This window comes from Acidovorax sp. KPB24-07 (genome assembly GCF_057543315.1).
In genome coordinates this window covers 1-20173 of record NZ_BAAJYS010000019.1, presented here as the reverse complement: position 1 = coordinate 20173, position 20173 = coordinate 1, and the positions used below count along the sequence as shown (strand labels likewise).

The window sequence follows — 20173 nt, the reverse complement described above, 5'->3', positions numbered from 1 at the left end:
CGGGCCACTCAAAAGAGTGCCACAAGCCGCTGTCGTCGTTCTGGAAACGATGAGATCAGAACAGCCCGCGATGAGTAGACGTTAGTCCAGTGAAGCTCTCACCCATCGGCTGCAAGATGGCATCAGCAATAGGCTGGAGCTGCGTGGTCAGGTCGTGCTCGTGGTCGATGCGAGACCGCCGCGCTTCCAATGGATCGGGTCCGCTACTGGTCATGACGTATTGAATCCAGCCCCCACGCTGATAGCGCATGGGCCGCCCGAGACGAGCGTTGTACTCATCGGCGAGTCGCGCCGCGCGCACCTCGCAACGACATCGCGAGATTTCCACTGACTTCGCCAGTGGCGGGCTGGATGTACTGAGAGACTGATGTGCGCGGGGGAGGGCTTCCGACGTCACCCCCAAGGATTGCTCGCAGGCCAAACCGGGCGCTGTTCCGCACTCCTAGGTCCGCGAGTATGCGGCTCGCGAAGGCGAGTCGGTGCCAGCGTCAACTTCTGCTGAGCGGCCCGGACTGCGGCGTTCCGGAAATGATGCCCGCGCTTCCAGCAGGCCAAACAGACCCACACGCCGGTGCCGACTTCGCATCCACCTTGGGCGGGCCTCATATCAGCATGGCTGTCGCAATGTCTGCGAATTTCGGTCGTTGGGTTGATGCCAGGTAGAGACTTGTTCACTAGGCGCCTGTGTCGTGTTTGTGGGGCGAGTGGATAGTGGCGTCCGGTTGTGTTTTCGTCCAGTGGGTCTGCCACCGGTCGGGCCCTCGTCTTACAAAGCCCGTTTCAACGCCCAGGGGCGGGAGAATCGGCTTTCTTGTGCCCCGTCCCGCGCTACGGGACAATGCACTGCAGGCAAGTCGCAGCGGGTGGTGTGACGCATGGCGCTGAGCCTGGATGAAGGCGCAACGTTAAGCGTCAACTATCTGACGGCATACCGCGCATTGACCCGGGTTGCTGGAGTGAAGCCAGTTGACGTCGTCCTGGTCTGGAGCTACCGGCTCGGTAGGCATGGCTACAACGCAGATTGCGAAGGGATTGGGTGCTCGGACCATTGCTGTGACCTCAACCGCAGAGAAGGCAGCGCATGCGCTTGAGGCCGGCGCCGAGGCAGCGTTCGACCTGTCCAGCGACAAGGACTTGAACACCTTTGTCCGAAACCTCAACGGCGGCCAAGGTGCACGCTGGGCGTTCGACCCTGTGGGAGGTGAACTGATCAATCGCTTGCTACAGGCCTTGGCGTTCCGCAGCACGCTTGTCCTGCTGGGTTTCACCGGCGGTATGCAACCAGTGTTTGATGCCTTCGAAGTCATTGCGGGCGAAAAGCGCATCGAAGGGTATAGCGTGCACGCGGAGAGTGACGCCGATGCAGCGGAGGCGCTGAAGGCCGTGGTCGAGCTTGCTGCAAACGGCCACATCAAACCCCGTGTCGACTCAGTGTCCGAGATGGAAGCGCTGGAGGAGGGCCGAGCACAAGGGTCTGTAGTTCTTCGTTTGAGCTGACCTGGTGATGGGCCGCTTCGCTAGTGTCCCAATCAGGGGGAGCCGTGCGAGCATGGAGTAAGCGTTTTAGGTAGCGCCAGGCGCCTGAGGCGCCCTCGCGCCTTAACCGGGCAATCTTGACCTGTTGAATTCATTCGACGGTCGGGCTGGCTGTCCAATCCGGTATGCTTGCAACCAGATGTAAGGGCGCCACCTTGTTCGATAGCTGGTAGCGTCAATCAAGGGGGGCAACATGACGTTTGGGATTCGGACTGCAGACTCGCCGCCGCGGTCATTGGTCAGGCCTGTCTTATGAGCGCGGTGTCAGCCGTGCTGGTGAAGCATGCAGCAGCCGGCCCTTATCTTGGGTTCTCGTTGCAGCAGGTCAGATTCTGCTACTACCTCCTGAGTAGTCCGAGTGACGCAAACGTATCGCTCGAGTACCTGGACGATGTTGCTGTCCACTATGCTGACGACACGTTGCTGTTGGAGCAATGCAAGAGTGCTCTGTCGCACAACCCCATTTCTGATTGGTCGAATGACCTCTGGAAAACAGTCGAGAATTGGCTGACCATGGTGGAGACACAGAGTGTAAATGGGGCGAAAACCTCTTTTCAGCTCTACGTGACACCTCCCAAGGCCGGCAAGCTGAGCGCAGCGCTGCACACAGCGAAAGACGCAGAGGACGTTGATGCGCTTGTCAAACAGGTAAGAGACAAGCTGAAAAAGCGAGCCAACCCTCCTGAGTGCATAGCGCACGTTCAGAGGTTTCTTGATACGACCGATGCGCTTCGATTAACGGTCGTTGGGAAGACTTCGATTGTTGCCACCGATGTGGACCCCTTGGAGCCACTTCGTGAACGGCTTAGGCCCACGGTCCCGGAAGAGTCGCTCGACGTGATCTGCACCTCCGCAATTGGTCAGGCGAAGGAAGCGGCCGACAAGTGCATTCGCAGAAGGGTTCCTGCATTACTGAGTGTCGCGGAGTTCCGAAAGAATTTCCACGCCTTCGTCAGGCAGAACAACATGGCCGGGTACCTGCCGGCCTTCACTTCCGCTCCGTCCACTGATGTCACCAAAGCGTTATTGGCAGGCCGTCCCGTATTCCAGCGACAACTACAGTTGATTGAGGCGACCGAAGCACAGCAGCTTCGGGCGGCAAGTGACCTCCTGCGCACGTCCGGCGAAAAAAGTGAAATGGGCAGATCAAGGTCTCGTCTTCGACGGCACCTTCAAGGACTGGGAAGACTCATTGCTGCGCAAGCATGACGCGGCGCAGACCGAGGTTCAATACACAAACTCTAGGGAAGCTCAGAACGTTCAAGGTCGGATCATTTACAGTCGCTGCGCCGCGATGGATGTGCCTCTTGACAGTCGTGCTGTGCCCGGATTTTTCACCCATGGCGCCTTCAACGACTTGGCTGACAGTCGAAGGCTGGGCTGGCACCCCGATCACGAGACTCTTCTGAATGAGGAGGACAAGACATGACGGACGGCGCTCATGTCATGCGCCTCGGAGAGGCCGCAATAGTTCAGAACGAGGCGCTGGGCGCGTATGCCATCTGGCGATTCTGTCTCGGATTCCAGGAGCGTGATGGGCAGGCTGTGACCTTACCTCTTACGTTTTTGCTCTTGCCGCTGGTCTTCCACGCACCAACCCTGGCCACTGTGCTGGGCACGCAAAAAGCGTCAGGCTTGCATCTCTTCGCTGGCAAGCTCGGCGAGCATCGGGAGGATTTGCTGGCCGTTCATGGTCGTGCCTTAGGGCTCCGCCAACTGACGCTGTCGTCGCTCATGGTCGCCGAGCAATCGCGGCTGATTCGCATAGAACCGAGTGCCGCAACCGTCCGGGCATTCAGTTCTCCCCACGAGCTGCAGGCTCCGACACTCCCTGAGCGAATCCGACGAATTGCCCCGGCTTGCGAAAAGATTGGGTACTGGTTTGCCGGCCTGTCTGACCAACAGGTCTCCCATACACTGAAGATAGGGTTCTGATGCACTTCCAACTGTTGAAAGTCATTTTGTGGCCCCGGGCAGGCGGTGAGCCTAGGGTCGTCAAGTTTGAGCCGAACATGGTGAACGTTATCAGCGGCGCCTCAAAAACGGGGAAATCATCTGTCATCCCCATCATTGATTACTGCCTGGGCTCTGAGAAGTGTGCGATTCCGGTGGGCGTTATTCGGGAGGCATGTTCTTGGTTTGGCGTATTGGTTGACACGCTTGAAGGGCAGAAGCTGCTCGCCCGACGGGAGCCAGGGGGACTGAAAGCTTCCCACGAAATGCTGCTCCTGGAAGGCCCCGTCGTTGAGGTCCCTTCGACCATCACAGACAAGAACCAGAACGTCGACTATGTCAAGGCTGTACTGAACAGGCTCTCGGGTCTGTCGAACCTGCAGTTCGAGCCAGGAACAGATGAGAGGTTTAAGTCGCGCGTAAGCTTCCGCGATCTGATGGCCTTCTTGTTCCAGCCTCAGAACATCGTTGCCAACCCCGACGTTCTCTTCTTCAAGGCCGACACGACTGAGCATCGAGAGAAACTGAAAACCATCTTCCCCTACGTGCTGGGCGCGGTTAGTCCGGAGCTGCTTCAGACAAGGCATGACCTTGACCGGCTGTCACGCCTTCTCCGTCGCAAGGAGGGCGAACTGAAAGCGCGTCGGGAAACAGGTGCGGCGTGGGAGCGAGAGGGATTCGCTTGGGCTCGTCTAGCGATTGAGTATGGGCTTCTGCCAGCCCACACCGTGGTGCCAGACGACTGGCCGTCGACCGTCGACCTGCTACGAAAGGCGCTTAGCAGCGACACACGGTCCGCAACGCCGACGTTGGCGGCGATGGATGTCATCATGCGCAGACTCACTGAGCTGCGCGCTGTCGAGTCGAAGCTGACGATGGAACTCAACCAATCACGTCAACGACTTCATGAGCTACGGCGCCTCGACGAAAGCAGTGACGAGTACCGTGATGGTCTTCGCATTCAGCGTGACCGCTTGGGCTTGTCTGCTTGGATTCGAGACCTTGCGTCGGAGCACCCTGCTGCGGTTCTTGAGCCGAGTGAGGCAGGCCGTGCACGCGTTGACCAACTGTGCCAAGCCCTCGAAGGTATTGAATTGCGTCTGCGGTCGTATCCAGGAGTTGCGGAATCGCTCGGAAAAGAGACACAGCGTCAGCGTCAGGCTGTTGATACCGTACTTAGCAACCTGTCCGCAGTACGGACGGAGATTCGCAGCCTGGAGGGGCAGTCCGATGAGGCACGGAGAGTCACCACACGAGGCGAGGAAGTTTCCCGGTTCCTGGGTCGGCTGCAGGAAGCACTTAGGCTGTACGAAGCTGCCGACACGTCGTCGGAGTTGAACCAAGAAGTTTTGATGCTGCGGGAAGAGGTCGACAGGCTCGCCAAACTTGTGTCAGAGCATGAGATTGGGCGGAAACTGGAGAACGCACTCAATACCATTCAGGAAATCTCTGGAAGGTTGATTCCACAACTTGACGGTGAGTGGCCTGATGCGCCCATTCGACTTGTCATCCAAGACCTAACCGTAAGAGTTATCCGAGAAACTCGAGACGACTTCCTTTGGGAGATTGGCAGCGGAGCAAACTGGCTTGCCTATCACGTTGCCCTTAGTCTGGCCCTGCAAGGGTACTTCTTGCGATTGCCTCAGCACCCGGTTCCCGCCCTCCTGATCTACGACCAGCCGAGCCAAGTCTACTTCCCTGCTCGTCGCGCTAGACCGGAATCAGAGGAGGAACTCGACCCGACTTGGGAGAATGAAGACGTTGTTGCGGTCAGAAAGGTCTTCGCGCTGTTCGACCACATCATCATGAAGACAAATGGGCGCCTCCAAATCATTGTTCTCGACCATGCAAACGAAGAAGTTTGGGGAGGGCTAGAGAACGTTCACCTTGTCGAAGAATGGCGTGGCAAGGGGCTCGTGCCCGATTCGTGGGTCAAGGCAACCCAGTAGTCTTGCCTCACATAGGAAGTGCAAAGCAGATACCAAACAGGGGTGTTCCCTTCACCAGCTCTCCGTTTGTGTACACATCTGCTGAATCGTAGTTATAGGGCATCGACATGCCATTTCTCAACTAATGACGCGGGTGGCCTTGCGAGTAGCCATAATCGCAAGGCCGCCAGTTGGATCAATGCTATTCACTACATGCGATTGGCGTCGTTCTTCTTCGACCGCCATCAAATTTCTTGCCTGCACCATCTCATCGCTGTTGGGTTCGGGTAATCTTTTGAAGAATGGTTCCCACCTCGCAGCGATAGCCTCAAGCGATATCTGATCTGTGATAGTTTTGTGTAGCATTGGCTTGATTAAAAGCAATAATTCCGGCGCCAACTCTTTGCCTTCAATCAATCGACGAAATATCCATAAATAGACGTCGACTAACTGCAGCCCAGCACTCGTAGTCCCGGATTTAACTTCCATTGGTACATTGGGCATGCCTCTCAAGTTCATCTGAGGCAATCCAGGGCCCGTAGTCCAATCGACATGCCTGGCCGCTGCATAAAGATCCGACAGGGCGCGCTGTGCGCCATTGAATTGCGACTGCTGATCAACCACCAACTTCGTCGTCTTTAGTCCAGTCTTGCGTATGCGAGAGGCAATCCCGTGGAGCACGGACTGAAAACCTATAATATTAGGCATGACCGAAAGCTGATTAGCTTTCCCCTTCGCGTTATATCCCAACTCGACGAAATTACTGGCTCCCCAGCGCAGCCCATCCCCTAAAATTTGCCGTGACCTAGCGTCAGGCAGACGATCAATTCGCGACAATAAAACTTCGCAGACTTCTCGCACTTTTGCGTGTGACCGTAAATCGTTGGAATCAATTCGAGCTTCCCATGCTAAACGTGCAAGCGGCTCATCAAAAAGAGAGGCCAGTTTGAGTAAGGCAACGTATCTGAGAGGCGTCCAGTAGGACGACCAAGTGACCGCTTTGTTTATACCCGCATCGAAGAGTTGGTCGTAGAAAGATATGATGGCATGGTCGGGTTTGTTCACTCTATAAATGTCAAACCGGAGGTCCATTGTCTTTGCCAATTTTTTCAAATTAGGAGCCAGCGGCGCTAAACCGCCATTTCCTAATTCGCTTGCATGAACCCTTGGTTCGCCTAAATCATGACAAATTTTTTTTGATGGACGCAGCCGCCACGACGTCGACGTTCATGCGACTATAGAGCAACCCGTAATATAGAGTCGGCTGATCGGGGTCAAACAGGTTTGGGCCAGAATGCCCGCTTTCATCAACGTAAAAGTACATAATTTGAAATCTGGTTTGACGCGCTTGCTAACTGGTATTGGAGGGGTCGAGAAAAGAGTTACCAAGCCAGGCTGAGTGTTAGTGTAGTTCTTATCGATCTTTCAAATTTTTACACTTTCCGCCCTGGGACAGCAAATTCTTCGAGAACACCACAGCGAATCGCTTTCCCAGACTTGCCACCGTCCTCCTCGCTTCCCATGCAATACCGACCGTCATGCTGTGAGGCTGCTTTGGGCGCCAGGCGACGCATCTGGGTTAGTGTCGTGTTGAAGCCTATGTGGTACCTCTTAGAACAGGCGGCGTTGAGTCGACGTGAGCGCAGTGAAGCACTTACCCAGTAGCTGGAGCTGCGTGGTCAGGTAGTGCTCGTGTGGTCGATGCGAGACGCTCAAGCTCAGGGTACAGATGCAGTGGTTTGAGGCGGTCTGTCGGATGATTGAAGCAGGCATGGGCATCGGCGTGCTACCGAAGCACGCCGCAGAAGCATATCTGCCAGGTATGAGGCTCAAGATTCGCTTGCTGAAGGATGAATGGGCCGTGAGACAGATGCTTGTCTGTACCGCCCGTGGCCGACAGGAGTCGGAGCCACTTGAGCGACTGGTTCAAGGTCTTTCACATGCACCGCAAACGGATGCGTGACGTTGCAGGCCTTGTAGATTCATGCAATTTTGAGAGGGAGACGCACATGGACCTCAATCGCTACTACGCCTCACTGAGCGCGGAAATGATGGCCGTGAAAGACCGCGTGCGCCAGTTGATTGGCCCCGCGCACTGGCCAAGTGATGGTGAACACAAGGAGACCATCCTGCGTCAAGCAATCCGTCGGATCGCGCCACGCAACATGGTTGTTGGGAAGGGGTTCATCGTTTCGCCGGAATACACAAGCACGCAGATCGACGTATTGGTGTACGACGACAGATACCCTGTTCACTACCAGGATGGGGACCTGTTCATGATTCCTCCTGCAGCCTGCCGAGCCGTGATTGAGGTGAAGTCTGTCCTGCGCAACTTCGGCGACTTTAAAGCCACGGCTGCAAAGCAGATTGCGATTCAGCGTGGTTTACGACGAGCTGGCGTCACCCGTGATGTTTTCTCTGGGCTGCTGTACTACGAGAACTATATCCAGAATCCTGGTGAGCGCATCGGGCAAAGTCTGGCTGAGCTTGCGGCCGGCGATCCTAAACTTGCCATCAACCATGTTGCGTTGGGAACGGACCGGCTCTTCAAGTTCTGGGACGTTCATCCCGAAAGACGCGAGGACGGGCCGTACAACCATTGGCACGAGTACAACATGCCAGAAAAGGCCTTCGGCTACTTCCTCTACAACCTGGTGGTCGACACGACCATCGTACAGTCAGAAGCTGTTTACTTCCCGCCCGATGGCAAGGAGGTCCACCTGGATGCCGTGCACCAGCTTGACCTCCAATAGGCATCACGTCGATTGAGGTTCCTGCAGCCAAGCGGCCATCCCAACCAAGTGGCTGGCGGAAGGCGTCCCATGCACAGCATCATCCCTGCCTTCATGATGCGCGACGGAAAGCCGCACATGGCCTTTGGCGTGATGGGTGGAAACATGCAGGCACGGGGGCATGAGCAAATGACGTTGCGTGATGCTGTCGATGACCTGAGTCCTCAGCCCTGCTCGGATGCCCCTCGCTGGCGCATCAATGATGTTGGTGCAGTCACCGTTGAAAGTGCAGTCGACCAGCAAGTTGTCGAAGGCTTGACGTCGATGGGATACAGGCCAGAGGTGCAGCCCGCAGACAGCCTCGAGTTCGGAAGTGCCCAACTGATCCGTCGCCTTGATGGTGGTGAACCTGGGTCATACGCGTACGTGGGTGACTCAGACCATCGACGAGCAGGAAAGGTAGTCGGCTACTGAGTATTCAGCTAGCTTTTAGACCTGCGGACGACGTGGTGGCTTTAGGGTTGCCACCCCTGACTCAAGGGCTGAGACTTGCTGCTTCAAGCTAGCCGCCAAGAGTAGAAGCCGAGCGTTCTCGCTTGCAAGTCCCCGGTTTTCCTGTTTGAGGCTTGAGAGCTCTTCCCTGAGCTCGCTATTTCGGTGCTCCGCTTTCTCCGCCGCGATGCGCTGTTTCTTTATCAACTGCTTAGGACTTCGGCCACCAGCCTCGCGAATGGCATCGGCTATGTCGGGATACTTGTTGTGTATCAGCGTATGACTGACTCCAGCCTCGCGAGCAACTGCGCTAATTGATGGGCCAATCTGTACGCCTGCAAGCAAAGCATCTCGCTTGAGTTTCGCAAACGCCAAAGTCAATCGCTTTCTAGTTGGCATCTCGCTAGTCATCATCGGTCTCCCTGCTCGTCTGCAGCAAGCCTCGCCAGTATTGATTCGGCAGCTGCGAGCCCTGCTTTGGCTTTCGCCACCCCACCGGGACCTATGTCATCAAGCTTGAGTAGCTCTTCATTGTCTCGGCGAAGGAGCCTCCAAACGTCGGTGAAGGAGTCGTCGATAACGCCATTTGCGCAGTCTCCGCATCTCGGCGCCTCAAAGAGACCTCGTCCGCCGCAGTCCTGCGCCTCGGCAAGGCACCAGCTATGGCCAGTGCTGCGGATATTGATACTCTCGCTAATGCTCTCGACAAAATCTCGACGAGTTTTGAAAAATATTGGCTGATGATTCTTGCCCGCATACGATTTAATGCGAGACCCGAAGCCACCAGCCAAGGACGTTGAGTCTTCTAACCAATGGTCAACTAGAGATAGATCGAAGTATCCTGTTTCTTCTTCAATGAGTTCGTAAAGCTCGCGGTCGGTTTCAGTAAGCTCTGCGTACCACTCTGTCACTAGCACACTGCTATGTTTGAAGTGTCGCTGCAGCGTAACGAGGTCAATACGCGGGCCCTTGTTCAGATGAACCACGATCACAGCATACGTCCGTCTGAACCGGTGCGTCGCAAGTGGTGAGCCAAACTGGATGCCCATCCTTTCACCGAATGCCCTGAGCTGCTTGTTATGCGACTTTGTGTCGGTGGAAACCACTCCACGCGAAGATTCGCTAAGAAACAGGCGATTTTTGTTGCGCTCGAGCTCAAGCACTTGCACTGCAAGGCGTGCTCTCTCGTCATCAGTGCTCGCCAGCGCAAGGAGGCTCTTGGTCTCGGCAAGCTCTTCAGTGATGCGACGTCGCAATGGCGTGGAGTACCACTCGAGAACATCCACGGCTTCCTTTGCGACCTCAGGGGCAAGCCATCGCATGGGGCCATCGCCGATCTTGCGGGTTGCGGATTTCAGCCACCAGTACGTTTCTCCGTTGACTCGCTGAGAATAGACGCAGCCTACGTTCGCCTCACCAAGTTCATGGACGCGGCACCCTGTCGTCAACGCAAGAACGACATACGCTGCGGTTCGAAGGTCGCTCACCGCTGACTCGAATTGGTAGACATCTGAGAAGCCCGCCGCCCAGATCACATGGCGCTTAACGCTTTCCCCCCACTTCTTTCGGTCCATGTCGTCCTTCGCAGCTGTCCACTGTTCTGCGAGGTCGTCGCGTAAGCGCAGCAATTCATCCGCTTTGGCGAGATGCGCTCTGGCGGCAAGAAACAGGCTCGATGCTTCTGCAAGTGGGATTAGCTCAGTGCGACGTTCTCTATCGACTCCTGGTTCCCAGAGCGGTCCAATCTGGTCAAATCTCAGTTCTCTGGCCGCCTCGTCTGTGAAACTATCCAGCATTACTGATCGAAGTTCGTAAACCTTGCGCAGAACAGAAACATGGTGGGCCAAGGTTCGGTCATGCACCCCGCTTGCACGGAGCTTTTCCAGATACATCCGGAGGTCAAACGCCCTAACATCAGCGAATCGTTTGATTCCGATTGAATCGCACCACTTCGCGAAAGCGTTCAGAACAACATGACGCTTAGGAACCGTAGCAGGATCTAATTGTTGGCCCCCAGGAACTGCTCGAAACGTAAAGGCTGCTGCAGCACTTCTCATCGAAGGCCTCCAGTTCTCGGGAGTCTTCTTCCACGCAATCTCCTTATCCTGCTTTCCCCTCGCTGCGTGAGGAAAGAATGGTGCGTAATTCCAAATAGCATGCCCATAGCGAGATAGTGGAATCTCTTGGCCATTGGCCGTCTTCACATAAGAAATGACGAGTTCGTTTAGTTCATCGGCTGAAAGTACCGCTAGGGTCAAATGTTCAGCGAAGGATTTTTCGGCATTCATTGAATGGACCTCAATGCGGCCAGAACACTGGGTGACCGCCACATGGCGTGAGGTTCCTTGCGCGCACGTGCCTTTTCACGTTCCACGATCTTTCTATCGAACTTTGGGGCAATATCTCGGTCAATGACTCGGGTGATCCATCGAAAGAGCTCCACCCATCTATCGTGGCCAATGTGAGACCTCTGGGAAAAAACTGCCCAGTAGAAACTGAAAAGCTTATAGAGGTCGTCTTGAATGACAACCTGAGACTTGCATCGGAAACAAGACAGAAAGTCTATGCAAACGGAACCATCTTTTGGCGCCAATTCACCATTGAAAACGTCTTTGCATCCGGAGTGCGGTGTGTGCTCTCTAGTGAATTTCCCTTCTAGTGTCTCGACGAGCACCTCTCCTGCGATGCGATGCTCGTCGACCATTTCTGGAGTCACAGCCAGGTAACGTTGCGCTGTCTGAACAGTATTTGAGCCACTTCGTGCAGTCGCAAGAAGATCCCCCCGGGATGCTCGCCAGACGCGATTAAATTTCGTGTTCCGGAAGAGCTGGCTACTCATTTTTAGTCGAGTTCCATCATCTCGGAGAAGTTGATGTTTCGCAGTAAATGAGCTGGCTATGCTGCTCAGCGACTGGGTGCTCATGCCCCGTGCTGCGCCTTCAGATTCGTACACCCATAGAAAGCCCTCCAGGCTTGTGCCTACTGCCATCTTGGATGCTGTCTCCGTAAGCTGTACGACGTGTTGACAGAGCCTATACACATCCAGTGAAACAACCCTTGATTCGGATGGTTCCAAAGGGGTCGGGATGTCAGATTTTGCCCGCCGTTTGAAAGTGACAAGCACCTTGCGATTAATGCGAGGGTGGTCGATAAAAACAAACTTCCAGGTCTCTCGGAATCTCTAGTAATGGAGTTGGATTGAGTCCCGTTTTAAGTAGGATGGCGAAGATGCAAAGTCCAAGCTGAGCAAAAAGTGATCCCGGATGTGTGCCTTCAAATACCGCTGCAACCTCTTGGGCGAGTGGCCGCAAGATGCGCTCACGCTCACCATCGGATAGTGGTTCAATGTAGTTGCGCCGGCGAAGGAGATTGGTAGCGCCGGGAAAACGGTTCTTCCTAAAAAGGCTATCTTGCTGAATCAATTTCCGTTCGACGAGCTCTCTCAGAACAGTACATACCTTTTGATAGACCGTTCGTGCCGTGTTCTTCGACCAGACTTCGCCGTTGGCTTTGACGCGAGTTCCGAGCCATCCGCAGAAGGCATCGATGGTCTCCTCGTCAATGTTTTGTAATGCCAAAGAGTAACCAGACCTCGACCGTTCTAAGCAGAATCGGAACCAGGAGCGTAGGCCAGAGCTAACGATTGTCTCGAGCGACAATGGTTCAGGCTTTCCCTGCGAAACCATGGTGCGAAGTGCAAGGGTGATCGCCGCAACTGTGTCATCAAAACCTTGGCCAAGGTACTCGCTAAAGTCCGCCTCGTACACCTTTCCGTGGGGAAGAGGAATCGATACAAGAACAGGAACAGCTTGCCCGGGGGGTGTTGCTGCGTAGGGGAGCGGTGTTATCGGATCGGCCGGCTTGCCCCCTAAGCCGAAATTTTTCTTTTTAGCCATTTCGTCTAGCTGGGCTCATTCAGGTAGCTGAGTGCTAAGTCGTCGATTTCGGACTGATAGCGGGTTCCATATACGTCGTCGATTGAGTTCAGCAGATGTGTGTAGCGTGATGTGGTTGTTATCGAATCGTGGCCGAGTAATCGCATGAGAGTCACGATTGGTGACCCCTTGAATTTGCCGGCGTGTTTCAGTTCTTCCAGCGAGGCCAATGTGTGGGTCGCGAACGTGTGGCGGAGCATATGAGGATGGATATGAAATCCAGCCTTTGCTCCTAGGCGGGCAAAAGGAGCCACGAACCCATCTGCAACAAAGGGAACGCCATCTCGTGTCAAAAACAAGGGGTTGTGCTGTTGGCGTACCTCTGCTCGAGCCAAAAGCGCTGGTCTCACTGCCATTCGGTACTGCCAGAGGGTGTTCATGCACGCCACGGAGACACGCACAGTCCGAGCCTTGTCGTTCTTCGTCTCCAGGTCTGCGGGGTCAAGCCTGACCGGCACTGTCTGAACTTTTGACGAAAGTTTGCTGCAGTCGACGATGTGCTTCTCGGGAAACGTTACGAGTTCCTCGGCTCTCAGGCCCGCGGTCAATCCTAGGTAGAGGGCCGCGCGGTGCGTCGGGTTTGTTGCCTTTGTGAGCGCGGTGTCGATCTGGCCCCTTGTCAGAACCTTCTCTAACCGGCGCGGCTCCCGTAAGTGCAAGCTTGAGGTTGACCGTCGCCCTTGAGTGCTTGAGGCATGCGTCAGGCGCCCGTCAACGCTTGGTGAAACCGCGTCCTCTCGTGTAAAGGGAAGCGCGGGAATGCGTCCGACGCGGTGCGCCCATTCATAGAAGCGCTCAATGGTTGCGCGCTTACTGTTTATGTAGCTTGCTTGGTTTTTGGCTACCTTTTCGCACCATCTAACCCAATGCGAGAGAGGTGGCACATCGCCGCTGCCCTGCGCAGGAAGATAGTCCCACGCAAAGCGGCTTTCTAGGTAACCAAAGTAGTCGTACATGTGCCGACCGTAGGTTGCCCAGGTCTTTGGGTCTTTGGCGCCTGATCTGCCAAGAAGCTCGTCTACGAAGAAGAGCAAGACAATTTCGACGAGGGTGCCCGACGAGTCAACGAGGAGGGGGAATCCCTCGTAGTGCTGCCCACCGACTGCGAACGACGAATCACTGGGATACAACGTCATGAATCAATGGAAGACGGCGGGCGGTGCCGCCTTGTTTTGCCGGAAGCAGAAGATTGCCCTCCATCAGGTCGAGGGCGCCATGTTGGGTCTGGAATTGGCGCGCCCGGGGAGCGAGGTAGAGCATGTGTGCTATCTGCCGTTCAGCATCACTGTTGAACACGAGGATCTCGCCGTTCCTCACGGACGGGATTAACGTGTACTTGCCATACGCCCAGGCAACCTCTCGCTTGCCGACGCCCACCCGCTTCGAGCTAAGTTGGCAGCTGTATTTGCTCATCACCTGTAAACCCAAAATGAAGACGCACCAAGGCCCATTCACGAGCGCGTCAATGCTTCGCAAACGGTCTAGGAATCAGGCATCTTGAGAAGACATTTGAAAGCGCCGACTCCAGTCCAAGAGGGCAATCTTTAGGTGGTGAGATTCGCCAGTCAAAGCTTTTTTAAAGTCGCTTGGCACCTTGCATATTCCGAGTTATAGAGAACGCCAGGAATAGTTGCTGACCAGCAACATGGAGCTAAGGCTGGCGGTTTGGTGGAGTTGACGTCACGTTGTTTGCCACCGTGCGTTCCGTCCAGCGCAGCCTTCAGCGGATGTGAACTCAGTGGAGTCAGGTCCTGCCCTTACCAACATGGTGACGTCGCGCACCCTAGGTGCTGAGTGTGTGGCTAGAACTGCCGTTTGACGAAGGGCGAGCAGATGATTTGGATGCTTGTCTGCAGCACGAACGGCATGCCATTCCCTCCGTCGGTACAACTAAAGGGTGGGGTTACAAGTGAATGTCGGAAGAACAGCCGATGTCCACGCCCACGGCTGCGGGGATGATGGCCTTGAAGGTGGGGATCACCGATCCCACCGTGGCCCCGATGCCGTAGTGCACATCGGGCATGGCGGCCACGTGCTTGAACACGATGGGCAGGCGCGCCGCGTTCTCCAGTTGCTTCTGGGCTTCATCCTCCACGGGTACGCCCTGGGTCCACATCTTGATGGGGACGCCGTTTTCCACATTGCGTTGCAGGTAGTTCATTGCGTTCTTCTTTCTTGTCGTTTGTCTGTCTGTCTTATTTTCGGGTGCTCATTCACTGACCCGGTCGAACACCGCTTCCACGATCTGTCGCGGGCCCGTGCAGTTGCCACAGGTGCAGTGCGCGGGTTGTGCCATGGCGCTGGTGTCCAGCGCCAGGATCTTCTGTGCAAAGCGCTGGCGGTTGCCGGGGTCGAGCATCCAGGCTTTCATCGCCTCGCGGAATTCCGGCTGGTCTTCGGCAAAGGCGTTCTGGATTTCGTTCTTTCCCCAGAAGTCCCAGTAGCTCGCCTCGGCGTACCGCAGCACGGCGCTTTGACGCTCGTCGTTCAGCCAGTGCGCCAGCAGCGGTTGCACGTCCACTCCGCCCTTGTGGAACATCAACAGGATGTCGAAGGCGTTCGCGCCGTTGAACGGGCTGGGCTCGCGCCCGGCGTGCCCCAGGCCTTCGTGGAAGAAGGCCTGTGCGTAAGCGTCCACGGCGGCGCGCTCCTGGGGCGACAGGGCATTGGCCGGGCAGTTGCCCAGGCGGTCCAGGTACAGCTCGGTCGAGTGGTGCAGCTCCTCGCCCAGGGCCATCAGTTCCAGCATGCGGGGCAGGAAGTAGAGCAGTTCCTCGGCCGGCTGCTCGCTGCCCTTGGCAGAGCTGTTGTATTCGTAGAAGTGGCGGGTCGTTATGCGGCGCAGCGGCAGGCGCCGCATCTCGCGTTCCATGGCCTCGTCCATGCAGCAGGCCGTGCACACATCCAGCATCTGTGTCGGAGCGCCATGGCGCTGGAAGGCGGCATAGACGGCATCCACTGCCTCGCGCAGGGCGGGCGGCAGCATGGCGGCCTGCGCCGCGGGGGCGTTCGTTTTCATCGGTTTCTTTCCTGTTTGGTCCGCCATGGGGCTCAGCCCTTCCGGCGCATTCAAAAAAAGAGGTGACAAGGGGTGTCGGGTTGCGCCATTGAGCTACCTGCCGAAGCAGACCGGGGATTGAACCCGGAACCTTCAGAGCCCGAGGGCCCCGACGCTCTACCTGTAAACCCGTCTGCATTCACCTCGCAAACACACAAAAAAACAGCGACAAGGATCGACGAAACGTCGTGCTCTACCACTGAGCTACGGCTTTCGACCGGCGGGATTCGAACCCGCGACCACGAGAGTAGAAGTCTGTAGTTCCGTCAGCATTCGCTGCAAAAAAAAGCAGTGCGACAAGGGTGGCAAGACATGGACCACGCCGCGGTGCGGCGCTGGGATTCGAACCCCGGTCCCTCCAGATGTAGTCCTGCCTGCATTCGCACATTCATTCATCGATGGCCTTCCCGTTCGGCCACAAACAGGCGGTGCGACCGGGATGTAGTCACACCTGCATTCGCCGAACGACAGCCGTCATTTCCACGATCGGGTGCCCTGAATTGGCATTCATGGCACCTTCTCGCCGATCGTCAGATCGGGGTGTCCTCGATCACGCCGACCCAATGCGCCGCGCCCATGCCCCCTGCGGCATACACCGCCAGCAGCTTGAACACTTCGTCGCTGAAGCCGCCGATGTTCAGCACATCGGGCTGCTCCTGCGCCTGCGTCGTTGCGCAAGGCTGGATGTCGATGCACACCAGCCGGGCCGTCGGGTTGCGCTGCTTGAACGCTGTCCACTCCTGCATGGTCGCGGTGCCCCGGCCCCGTGCACGGTCCGCCCACGATTCGTTGTCGGACACCAGCACCACCAGCTCGGCCTGCGCCTTCTCGCGGTTCAGCAGGGCCAGCGGTGCGCTGCACGACGTTCCGCCGCCGCCCACCGCAGCCAGCTTGGCCGCATTGGTCATGACTGAATCGCGGGGATTCAGTGGCAGCGGCACCACCTTCGTTTCGAAGGGCAGCACACGCGCATCCGCATTGCGGCGCAGCACGGCAGCGGCCACCAGGGCGGCCACGTCGATGCACCGCACCGCGGAAGTCGCCGAGCCCCGGTGGCCCGTCACGGGTGAACCCATCGAGCCCGACACGTCGGGGCACACCACCACACGGCCTTCGAACTGCGGCACATTGGCCAGCGCGAGTTCCATCGCATCCTGCAGCGCTTCCTTCACCACTGCGGGCACGTCGGCGCCGCAGGCGGTATACGCCGCCATCAACTGGTACGGCAGCACGCGGGCCTTGGCCACGGCCTGCGGGTCACGCAGCTTGGCGGCCACGGCATCGGCCAGGCCTGGCAGCGCGAACACGCCATGCCGGGCAAAGGTGTTCAGGTTCTGGCGCACCATCTGCCACGAGCCGCGCTGTGCAATCGTGGCCCAGGCCGATGCGTCCAGCTCCAGCGCGGTCAGCATCTGGAAAGGCACGTCGGGCACGGGCTGCGTGCGGTCTTGCTTGAAGCGTTCGAAGGCCTGCGTCAGTGGAGGCAGCGCCTCCTGGGCATAAGGGCGACCGATCAGCCAGGCGAACCACGCGGCGCGCCAGGCTTCCGTGGGCTTGGGGTGCACCATCTTCACCACGTCGGCCAGCGAAGGCGTGTTGCCCACGGCGGCGTTCAGCAGTTGCGCCTCGGTGGCGTCGAGCAGCCATTGCTGCACCAGCTTTTTCGGACGCGTGCCGAGCGATTTGCGGCCTACCGCGCCGGAGCGCAGCATCTGCACGAAATTGCGCAGCATCTTGCCGTTGTCGATCACGCGGCCGAACACCTGGGCCAGCAGGGGCACATCGCGAACCGCCAGCGTGGCCGCCAGCAGGGCCGGCATGTCTTTCATGGAGCCGGCACGGCGCGCATACAGGGCCGTCTTCGCCAAGAACACCGGATCGACTTCGCGGGCCAGGGCTTGGACGGCGTCGAGCTGGTCCTGCGCCTGGGCATAGAAGGTGCTGTGGAGGCAGCCGGTGGCAGCCAACTGCGCCAGTTGGTGCTTGGGCGACAGGGCATAAGCCACACCACCGGCCTGGTTGCGCACGGTGGCAGCGGGGAGCAGGGTGCCGCGCAGCGTCTGGAAGAGTTGGTGGTTGGCCATGTGCTTTTGCTCCGTTCGTTGGTTCTTGGTGGGTTTGTCTTTTCGACTTTCCTTTTCCATTGCAACCGGTGTGCCAACTGTGGTTTTGAATGGATGGAGAACCTCTTAAGTCAATGATTTGATTCGATATTTTTTAATTCTCTCGCCATTTCTGCGGTACTGGATGGAGCGTAAAATGCTTTGATTTTTATAAAATTAGCTAGTTTTTTATCCAAAAGATGAAGAAGCAAAACGTGGTGATCGGCTTTCTGGGCACCCAACTCGACTCGGGCAAGGGGGCAGGGCGTTGGGAGAAGTGGCGCCCGACGCTTTCGCTGGTGCAGCACGACGACGTGGTCATCGCGCGGATGGAGTTGTTCTACACAGCTTCCCACCAGGAACTGGCCGAGCGGGTGCGCACCGATATCCAGGCGGCCTCGCCCGAGACCACGGTAGCGCTGGTGCCGCTCGACATTGCCGACCCCTGGGACTTCGGCGAGGTCTACGCCAAGCTCTTCGACTGGACGCAGGGCTACGCTTTCGACACCGAGCGCGAGGAGTATTGGACGCACATCACCACCGGCACGCACGTGGCGCAGATCTGCCTTTTCCTGCTGGTGGAGTCGCGACGCATTCCGGGCGTGCTCGCGCAGACGTCGCCCCCAAAGCGCCAGCAGGCAGGCGATCCCGGCAGCTACGCGCTGATCGATCTGGACCTGTCGCGCTACGACGTGATCGCCCAGCGCTTCGGCGCCGAGCAGCGCGATGCGGTGGATTTCCTCAAGAGCGGCATTGCCACGCGCAATGCCCGTTTCAACGCGCTGATCGAAGAGGTGGAGCGGGTGGCGGTGCGATCGCGCGCGCCCATCCTCTTTACCGGGCCGACCGGTGCGGGCAAGTCGCATCTGGCGCGGCGCATGTTCGAGTTGAAGAAAGCCCGCCACCAAGTGGAGGGCGAATTCGTGGAGGTGAACTGCGCCACGCTGCAGGGCGACGGCGCCGCGTCCACGCTGTTCGGGCACAAGAAAGGCGCCTTCACCGGTGCGGCGGCCGACCGTGCGGGCCTGCTGCGCACGGCGCACAAAGGCGTGCTGTTTCTCGACGAGATCGGTGAGTTGGGCCTGGACGAGCAGGCCATGCTGCTCAAGGCCGTGGAGGAAAAGCGGTTTTATCCCATGGGCAGCGACCGCGAGGTGGCCAGCGATTTTGAACTGATCGCCGGCACCAACCGCGACCTGCGGGCCGAGGTGGCGGCCGGGCGCTTTCGCGAAGACCTGTACGCGCGCATCAACCTGTGGAGTTATCAGTTGCCGGGCCTGGCCCAGCGGCCCGAGGACATCGAGCCCAATGTGGACCACCTGCTGGCGCGATGCGGCGTGGAACTGGGCCGCACGGTGCGCCTGTCGGCCGAGGCGCGGGCGGTGTACCTGCGCTATGCGCAGTCCCCCGAGGCGCTGTGGAGTGGCAACTTCCGCGACCTGTCGGCCAGCGCCACCCGCCTGGCCACGCTGGCCGAGGGCGGGCGCATCGGCCTGCCGCTGGTGGAGGCGGAAATCGCGCGCCTGCAGTGGCTGTGGCAACCCCTCGGTTCGTCAGACCGCAGCCAGGATGGCGATGCGGTGGATCTGGCCGCACTGCTGGGCGAGCCACAGGTGCAGGCCATGGACCTCTTCGACCGGTTGCAGTTGGCGGCCGTGTTGCAGGTGTGCCGCGGGGCGCGCACGCTGTCGGACGCGGGGCGGCAGTTGTTCCAGGCCTCGCGCGCGCAGCGCGCGGTGGTCAACGATGCGGACCGGCTGCGCAAATACCTGTCGCGATTCGGCCTGGACTGGGAGCGGGTGCGCAGAGGTGGACGATAATCGCCCTTGTGAAGCGCGCCAGACCGCCGCTGGTGCAATCTGGGAAACCAGGCACTGGAGGAACGTCCGGACTGCACAGGACAGCGTAGCAGCTAACGGCTGCCCACCGTGAGGTGAGGATCAGAGCAACAGAGACGAGTCGCAAGCAGGCGGCAAGCCACCGAAGGTGTTCTATCGGTCATCCGCGCAAGCGGGTACGGCTGGCGCGAGCCAGGCGGTGTGTGGCGAAAGCCGCAAAGGCCATAGCCACCCGAAGCGGGCGGCGCCTGCTTCGGGTGAAACGGGCAATCTCTACGCGCAGCAATACCAAGTAGGCCAGCGTTGATGTGGTTCCGCAGAGCTGGCGGGTAGGTAGCATCGAGCCGTGGTGGCGACACCCGGCCCAGAGTAATGGCGGTCACGCCGCAGGCAACTGCGGTGCACAGAATCCGGCTTATCGGCGCGCTTCACACTTTTCTTTCCACGCAGGCATCTGGCCCGACGAGCGCCAGGATGGTCTGGCGTGCCACTGCGCTGGCATCCTGCGATGCATCGGCCATGCCGCTGCAGCAGGGGTTCATGGGCGCGTGCCGCCTCGGTACAGGCGGGTGATCGGCCCTGTCTTCCTTTCCAAAAAA

The 20173-nt window shown here is 57.9% G+C and carries 16 protein-coding genes, 1 other RNA gene and 2 pseudogenes; 10 read left to right on the top strand and 9 right to left on the bottom strand.

All coding sequences use genetic code 11. The features are described from left to right. Positions 1-55: 55 nt before the first annotated feature. Positions 56-304: pseudogene (locus AC27IQ_RS04635) on the bottom strand (DNA polymerase II); the annotation flags it as partial. Positions 305-1005: 701 nt separating this feature from the next. On the opposite strand from AC27IQ_RS04635, the gene AC27IQ_RS04630 reads away from it, so the two are divergent. The 5 genes from AC27IQ_RS04630 to AC27IQ_RS04610 all read left to right on the top strand — a co-directional run bounded on the left by AC27IQ_RS04630 (position 1006) and on the right by AC27IQ_RS04610 (position 5438). Beyond that, the gene (locus tag AC27IQ_RS04630; protein WP_487088551.1) at positions 1006-1497 is read left to right on the top strand and encodes a zinc-binding dehydrogenase; all 492 of its coding nucleotides are present in this window, start codon (positions 1006-1008) and stop codon (positions 1495-1497) included. Between the two features lie 291 nt (positions 1498-1788). Then, on the top strand, positions 1789-2745 hold the full coding sequence (locus AC27IQ_RS04625; protein WP_487088549.1) for a hypothetical protein: 957 nt from the start codon (positions 1789-1791) through the stop codon (positions 2743-2745). Further along, positions 2639-2965: an ABC-three component system protein gene (locus AC27IQ_RS04620; RefSeq protein WP_487088547.1), complete on the top strand. Its 327-nt coding sequence runs from the start codon at positions 2639-2641 to the stop codon at positions 2963-2965. The genes AC27IQ_RS04625 and AC27IQ_RS04620 overlap by 107 nt, the downstream gene beginning before the upstream one ends. Next, positions 2962-3471 (top strand): three component ABC system middle component, encoded by a 510-nt coding sequence (locus tag AC27IQ_RS04615; protein WP_487088545.1) that lies wholly within the window; start codon positions 2962-2964, stop codon positions 3469-3471. The genes AC27IQ_RS04620 and AC27IQ_RS04615 overlap by 4 nt, the downstream gene beginning before the upstream one ends. Continuing rightward, positions 3471-5438, top strand: a complete 1968-nt coding sequence (locus tag AC27IQ_RS04610; protein WP_487088543.1) for a DUF3732 domain-containing protein — start codon at positions 3471-3473, stop codon at positions 5436-5438. The genes AC27IQ_RS04615 and AC27IQ_RS04610 overlap by 1 nt, the downstream gene beginning before the upstream one ends. Before the next feature lie 117 nt (positions 5439-5555). On the opposite strand, the gene AC27IQ_RS04605 is transcribed toward AC27IQ_RS04610, so the two are convergent. After that, positions 5556-6482 (bottom strand): hypothetical protein, encoded by a 927-nt coding sequence (locus tag AC27IQ_RS04605; protein ID WP_487088541.1) that lies wholly within the window; start codon positions 6480-6482, stop codon positions 5556-5558. 664 nt (positions 6483-7146) lie between these two features. Between AC27IQ_RS04605 and AC27IQ_RS04600 the strand changes: the two genes are divergently transcribed. The 3 genes from AC27IQ_RS04600 to AC27IQ_RS04590 are packed head-to-tail and all read left to right on the top strand — an operon-like array spanning position 7147 to position 8623. Further along, the gene (locus AC27IQ_RS04600) at positions 7147-7380 is read left to right on the top strand and encodes a LysR substrate-binding domain-containing protein (RefSeq protein ID WP_487088539.1); all 234 of its coding nucleotides are present in this window, start codon (positions 7147-7149) and stop codon (positions 7378-7380) included. 46 nt (positions 7381-7426) lie between these two features. Next, entirely contained in the window at positions 7427-8170 is a 744-nt protein-coding gene (locus AC27IQ_RS04595) for a DUF6602 domain-containing protein (protein WP_487088537.1), read from the top strand. A gap of 12 nt (positions 8171-8182) precedes the next feature. Continuing rightward, positions 8183-8623 (top strand): gamma-glutamyltransferase, encoded by a 441-nt coding sequence (locus tag AC27IQ_RS04590; protein ID WP_487088535.1) that lies wholly within the window; start codon positions 8183-8185, stop codon positions 8621-8623. 428 nt (positions 8624-9051) lie between these two features. On the opposite strand, the gene AC27IQ_RS04585 is transcribed toward AC27IQ_RS04590, so the two are convergent. From AC27IQ_RS04585 to AC27IQ_RS04555, 7 genes and pseudogenes are all read right to left on the bottom strand, one after another. Then, entirely contained in the window at positions 9052-10929 is a 1878-nt protein-coding gene (locus AC27IQ_RS04585; RefSeq protein ID WP_487088533.1) for a site-specific integrase, read from the bottom strand. A gap of 843 nt (positions 10930-11772) precedes the next feature. Beyond that, positions 11773-12537: a hypothetical protein gene (locus AC27IQ_RS04580; protein ID WP_487088531.1), complete on the bottom strand. Its 765-nt coding sequence runs from the start codon at positions 12535-12537 to the stop codon at positions 11773-11775. 5 nt (positions 12538-12542) lie between these two features. After that, the gene (locus AC27IQ_RS04575) at positions 12543-13712 is read right to left on the bottom strand and encodes a tyrosine-type recombinase/integrase (protein ID WP_487088529.1); all 1170 of its coding nucleotides are present in this window, start codon (positions 13710-13712) and stop codon (positions 12543-12545) included. Next, positions 13693-13989 carry a hypothetical protein gene (locus tag AC27IQ_RS04570; RefSeq protein ID WP_487088527.1) on the bottom strand — a complete coding sequence of 99 codons (297 nt, stop codon included), beginning with the start codon at positions 13987-13989 and terminating at the stop codon, positions 13693-13695. Before AC27IQ_RS04570 ends, AC27IQ_RS04575 begins: the two co-directional genes overlap by 20 nt. Before the next feature lie 511 nt (positions 13990-14500). Further along, positions 14501-14737 (bottom strand): annotated as a pseudogene (locus AC27IQ_RS04565) (RtcB family protein); the annotation flags it as partial. A gap of 48 nt (positions 14738-14785) precedes the next feature. Continuing rightward, positions 14786-15595 (bottom strand): hypothetical protein, encoded by an 810-nt coding sequence (locus tag AC27IQ_RS04560; protein ID WP_487088525.1) that lies wholly within the window; start codon positions 15593-15595, stop codon positions 14786-14788. A gap of 569 nt (positions 15596-16164) precedes the next feature. Further along, on the bottom strand, positions 16165-17718 hold the full coding sequence (locus AC27IQ_RS04555) for an RNA-binding protein (protein WP_487088523.1): 1554 nt from the start codon (positions 17716-17718) through the stop codon (positions 16165-16167). A 218-nt stretch (positions 17719-17936) separates the two neighbouring features. Here AC27IQ_RS04555 and rtcR point away from each other — a divergent pair, with 218 nt between their 5' ends. Next, positions 17937-19556, top strand: coding sequence for an RNA repair transcriptional activator RtcR (gene rtcR, locus AC27IQ_RS04550; protein ID WP_487088521.1), 1620 nt, complete (start codon positions 17937-17939; stop codon positions 19554-19556). Between the two features lie 10 nt (positions 19557-19566). Continuing rightward, positions 19567-20008, top strand: an RNA gene (gene rnpB, locus AC27IQ_RS04545) — RNase P RNA component class A. The last annotated feature ends 165 nt before the right edge of the window (positions 20009-20173 follow it).

Coding starts and splice junctions, on each gene's coding strand:
- AC27IQ_RS04630 (WP_487088551.1), top strand. CDS start 1,006: ATGGCTACAACGCAGATTGCGAAGGGATTGGGTGCTCGGACCATTGCT.
- AC27IQ_RS04625 (WP_487088549.1), top strand. CDS start 1,789: ATGAGCGCGGTGTCAGCCGTGCTGGTGAAGCATGCAGCAGCCGGCCCT.
- AC27IQ_RS04615 (WP_487088545.1), top strand. CDS start 2,962: ATGACGGACGGCGCTCATGTCATGCGCCTCGGAGAGGCCGCAATAGTT.
- AC27IQ_RS04610 (WP_487088543.1), top strand. CDS start 3,471: ATGCACTTCCAACTGTTGAAAGTCATTTTGTGGCCCCGGGCAGGCGGT.
- AC27IQ_RS04600 (WP_487088539.1), top strand. CDS start 7,147: ATGCAGTGGTTTGAGGCGGTCTGTCGGATGATTGAAGCAGGCATGGGC.
- AC27IQ_RS04595 (WP_487088537.1), top strand. CDS start 7,427: ATGGACCTCAATCGCTACTACGCCTCACTGAGCGCGGAAATGATGGCC.
- AC27IQ_RS04585 (WP_487088533.1), bottom strand. CDS start 10,929: ATGAATGCCGAAAAATCCTTCGCTGAACATTTGACCCTAGCGGTACTT.
- AC27IQ_RS04580 (WP_487088531.1), bottom strand. CDS start 12,537: ATGGCTAAAAAGAAAAATTTCGGCTTAGGGGGCAAGCCGGCCGATCCG.
- AC27IQ_RS04575 (WP_487088529.1), bottom strand. CDS start 13,712: ATGACGTTGTATCCCAGTGATTCGTCGTTCGCAGTCGGTGGGCAGCAC.
- AC27IQ_RS04570 (WP_487088527.1), bottom strand. CDS start 13,989: ATGAGCAAATACAGCTGCCAACTTAGCTCGAAGCGGGTGGGCGTCGGC.
- AC27IQ_RS04560 (WP_487088525.1), bottom strand. CDS start 15,595: ATGAAAACGAACGCCCCCGCGGCGCAGGCCGCCATGCTGCCGCCCGCC.
- AC27IQ_RS04555 (WP_487088523.1), bottom strand. CDS start 17,718: ATGGCCAACCACCAACTCTTCCAGACGCTGCGCGGCACCCTGCTCCCC.
- rtcR (WP_487088521.1), top strand. CDS start 17,937: ATGAAGAAGCAAAACGTGGTGATCGGCTTTCTGGGCACCCAACTCGAC.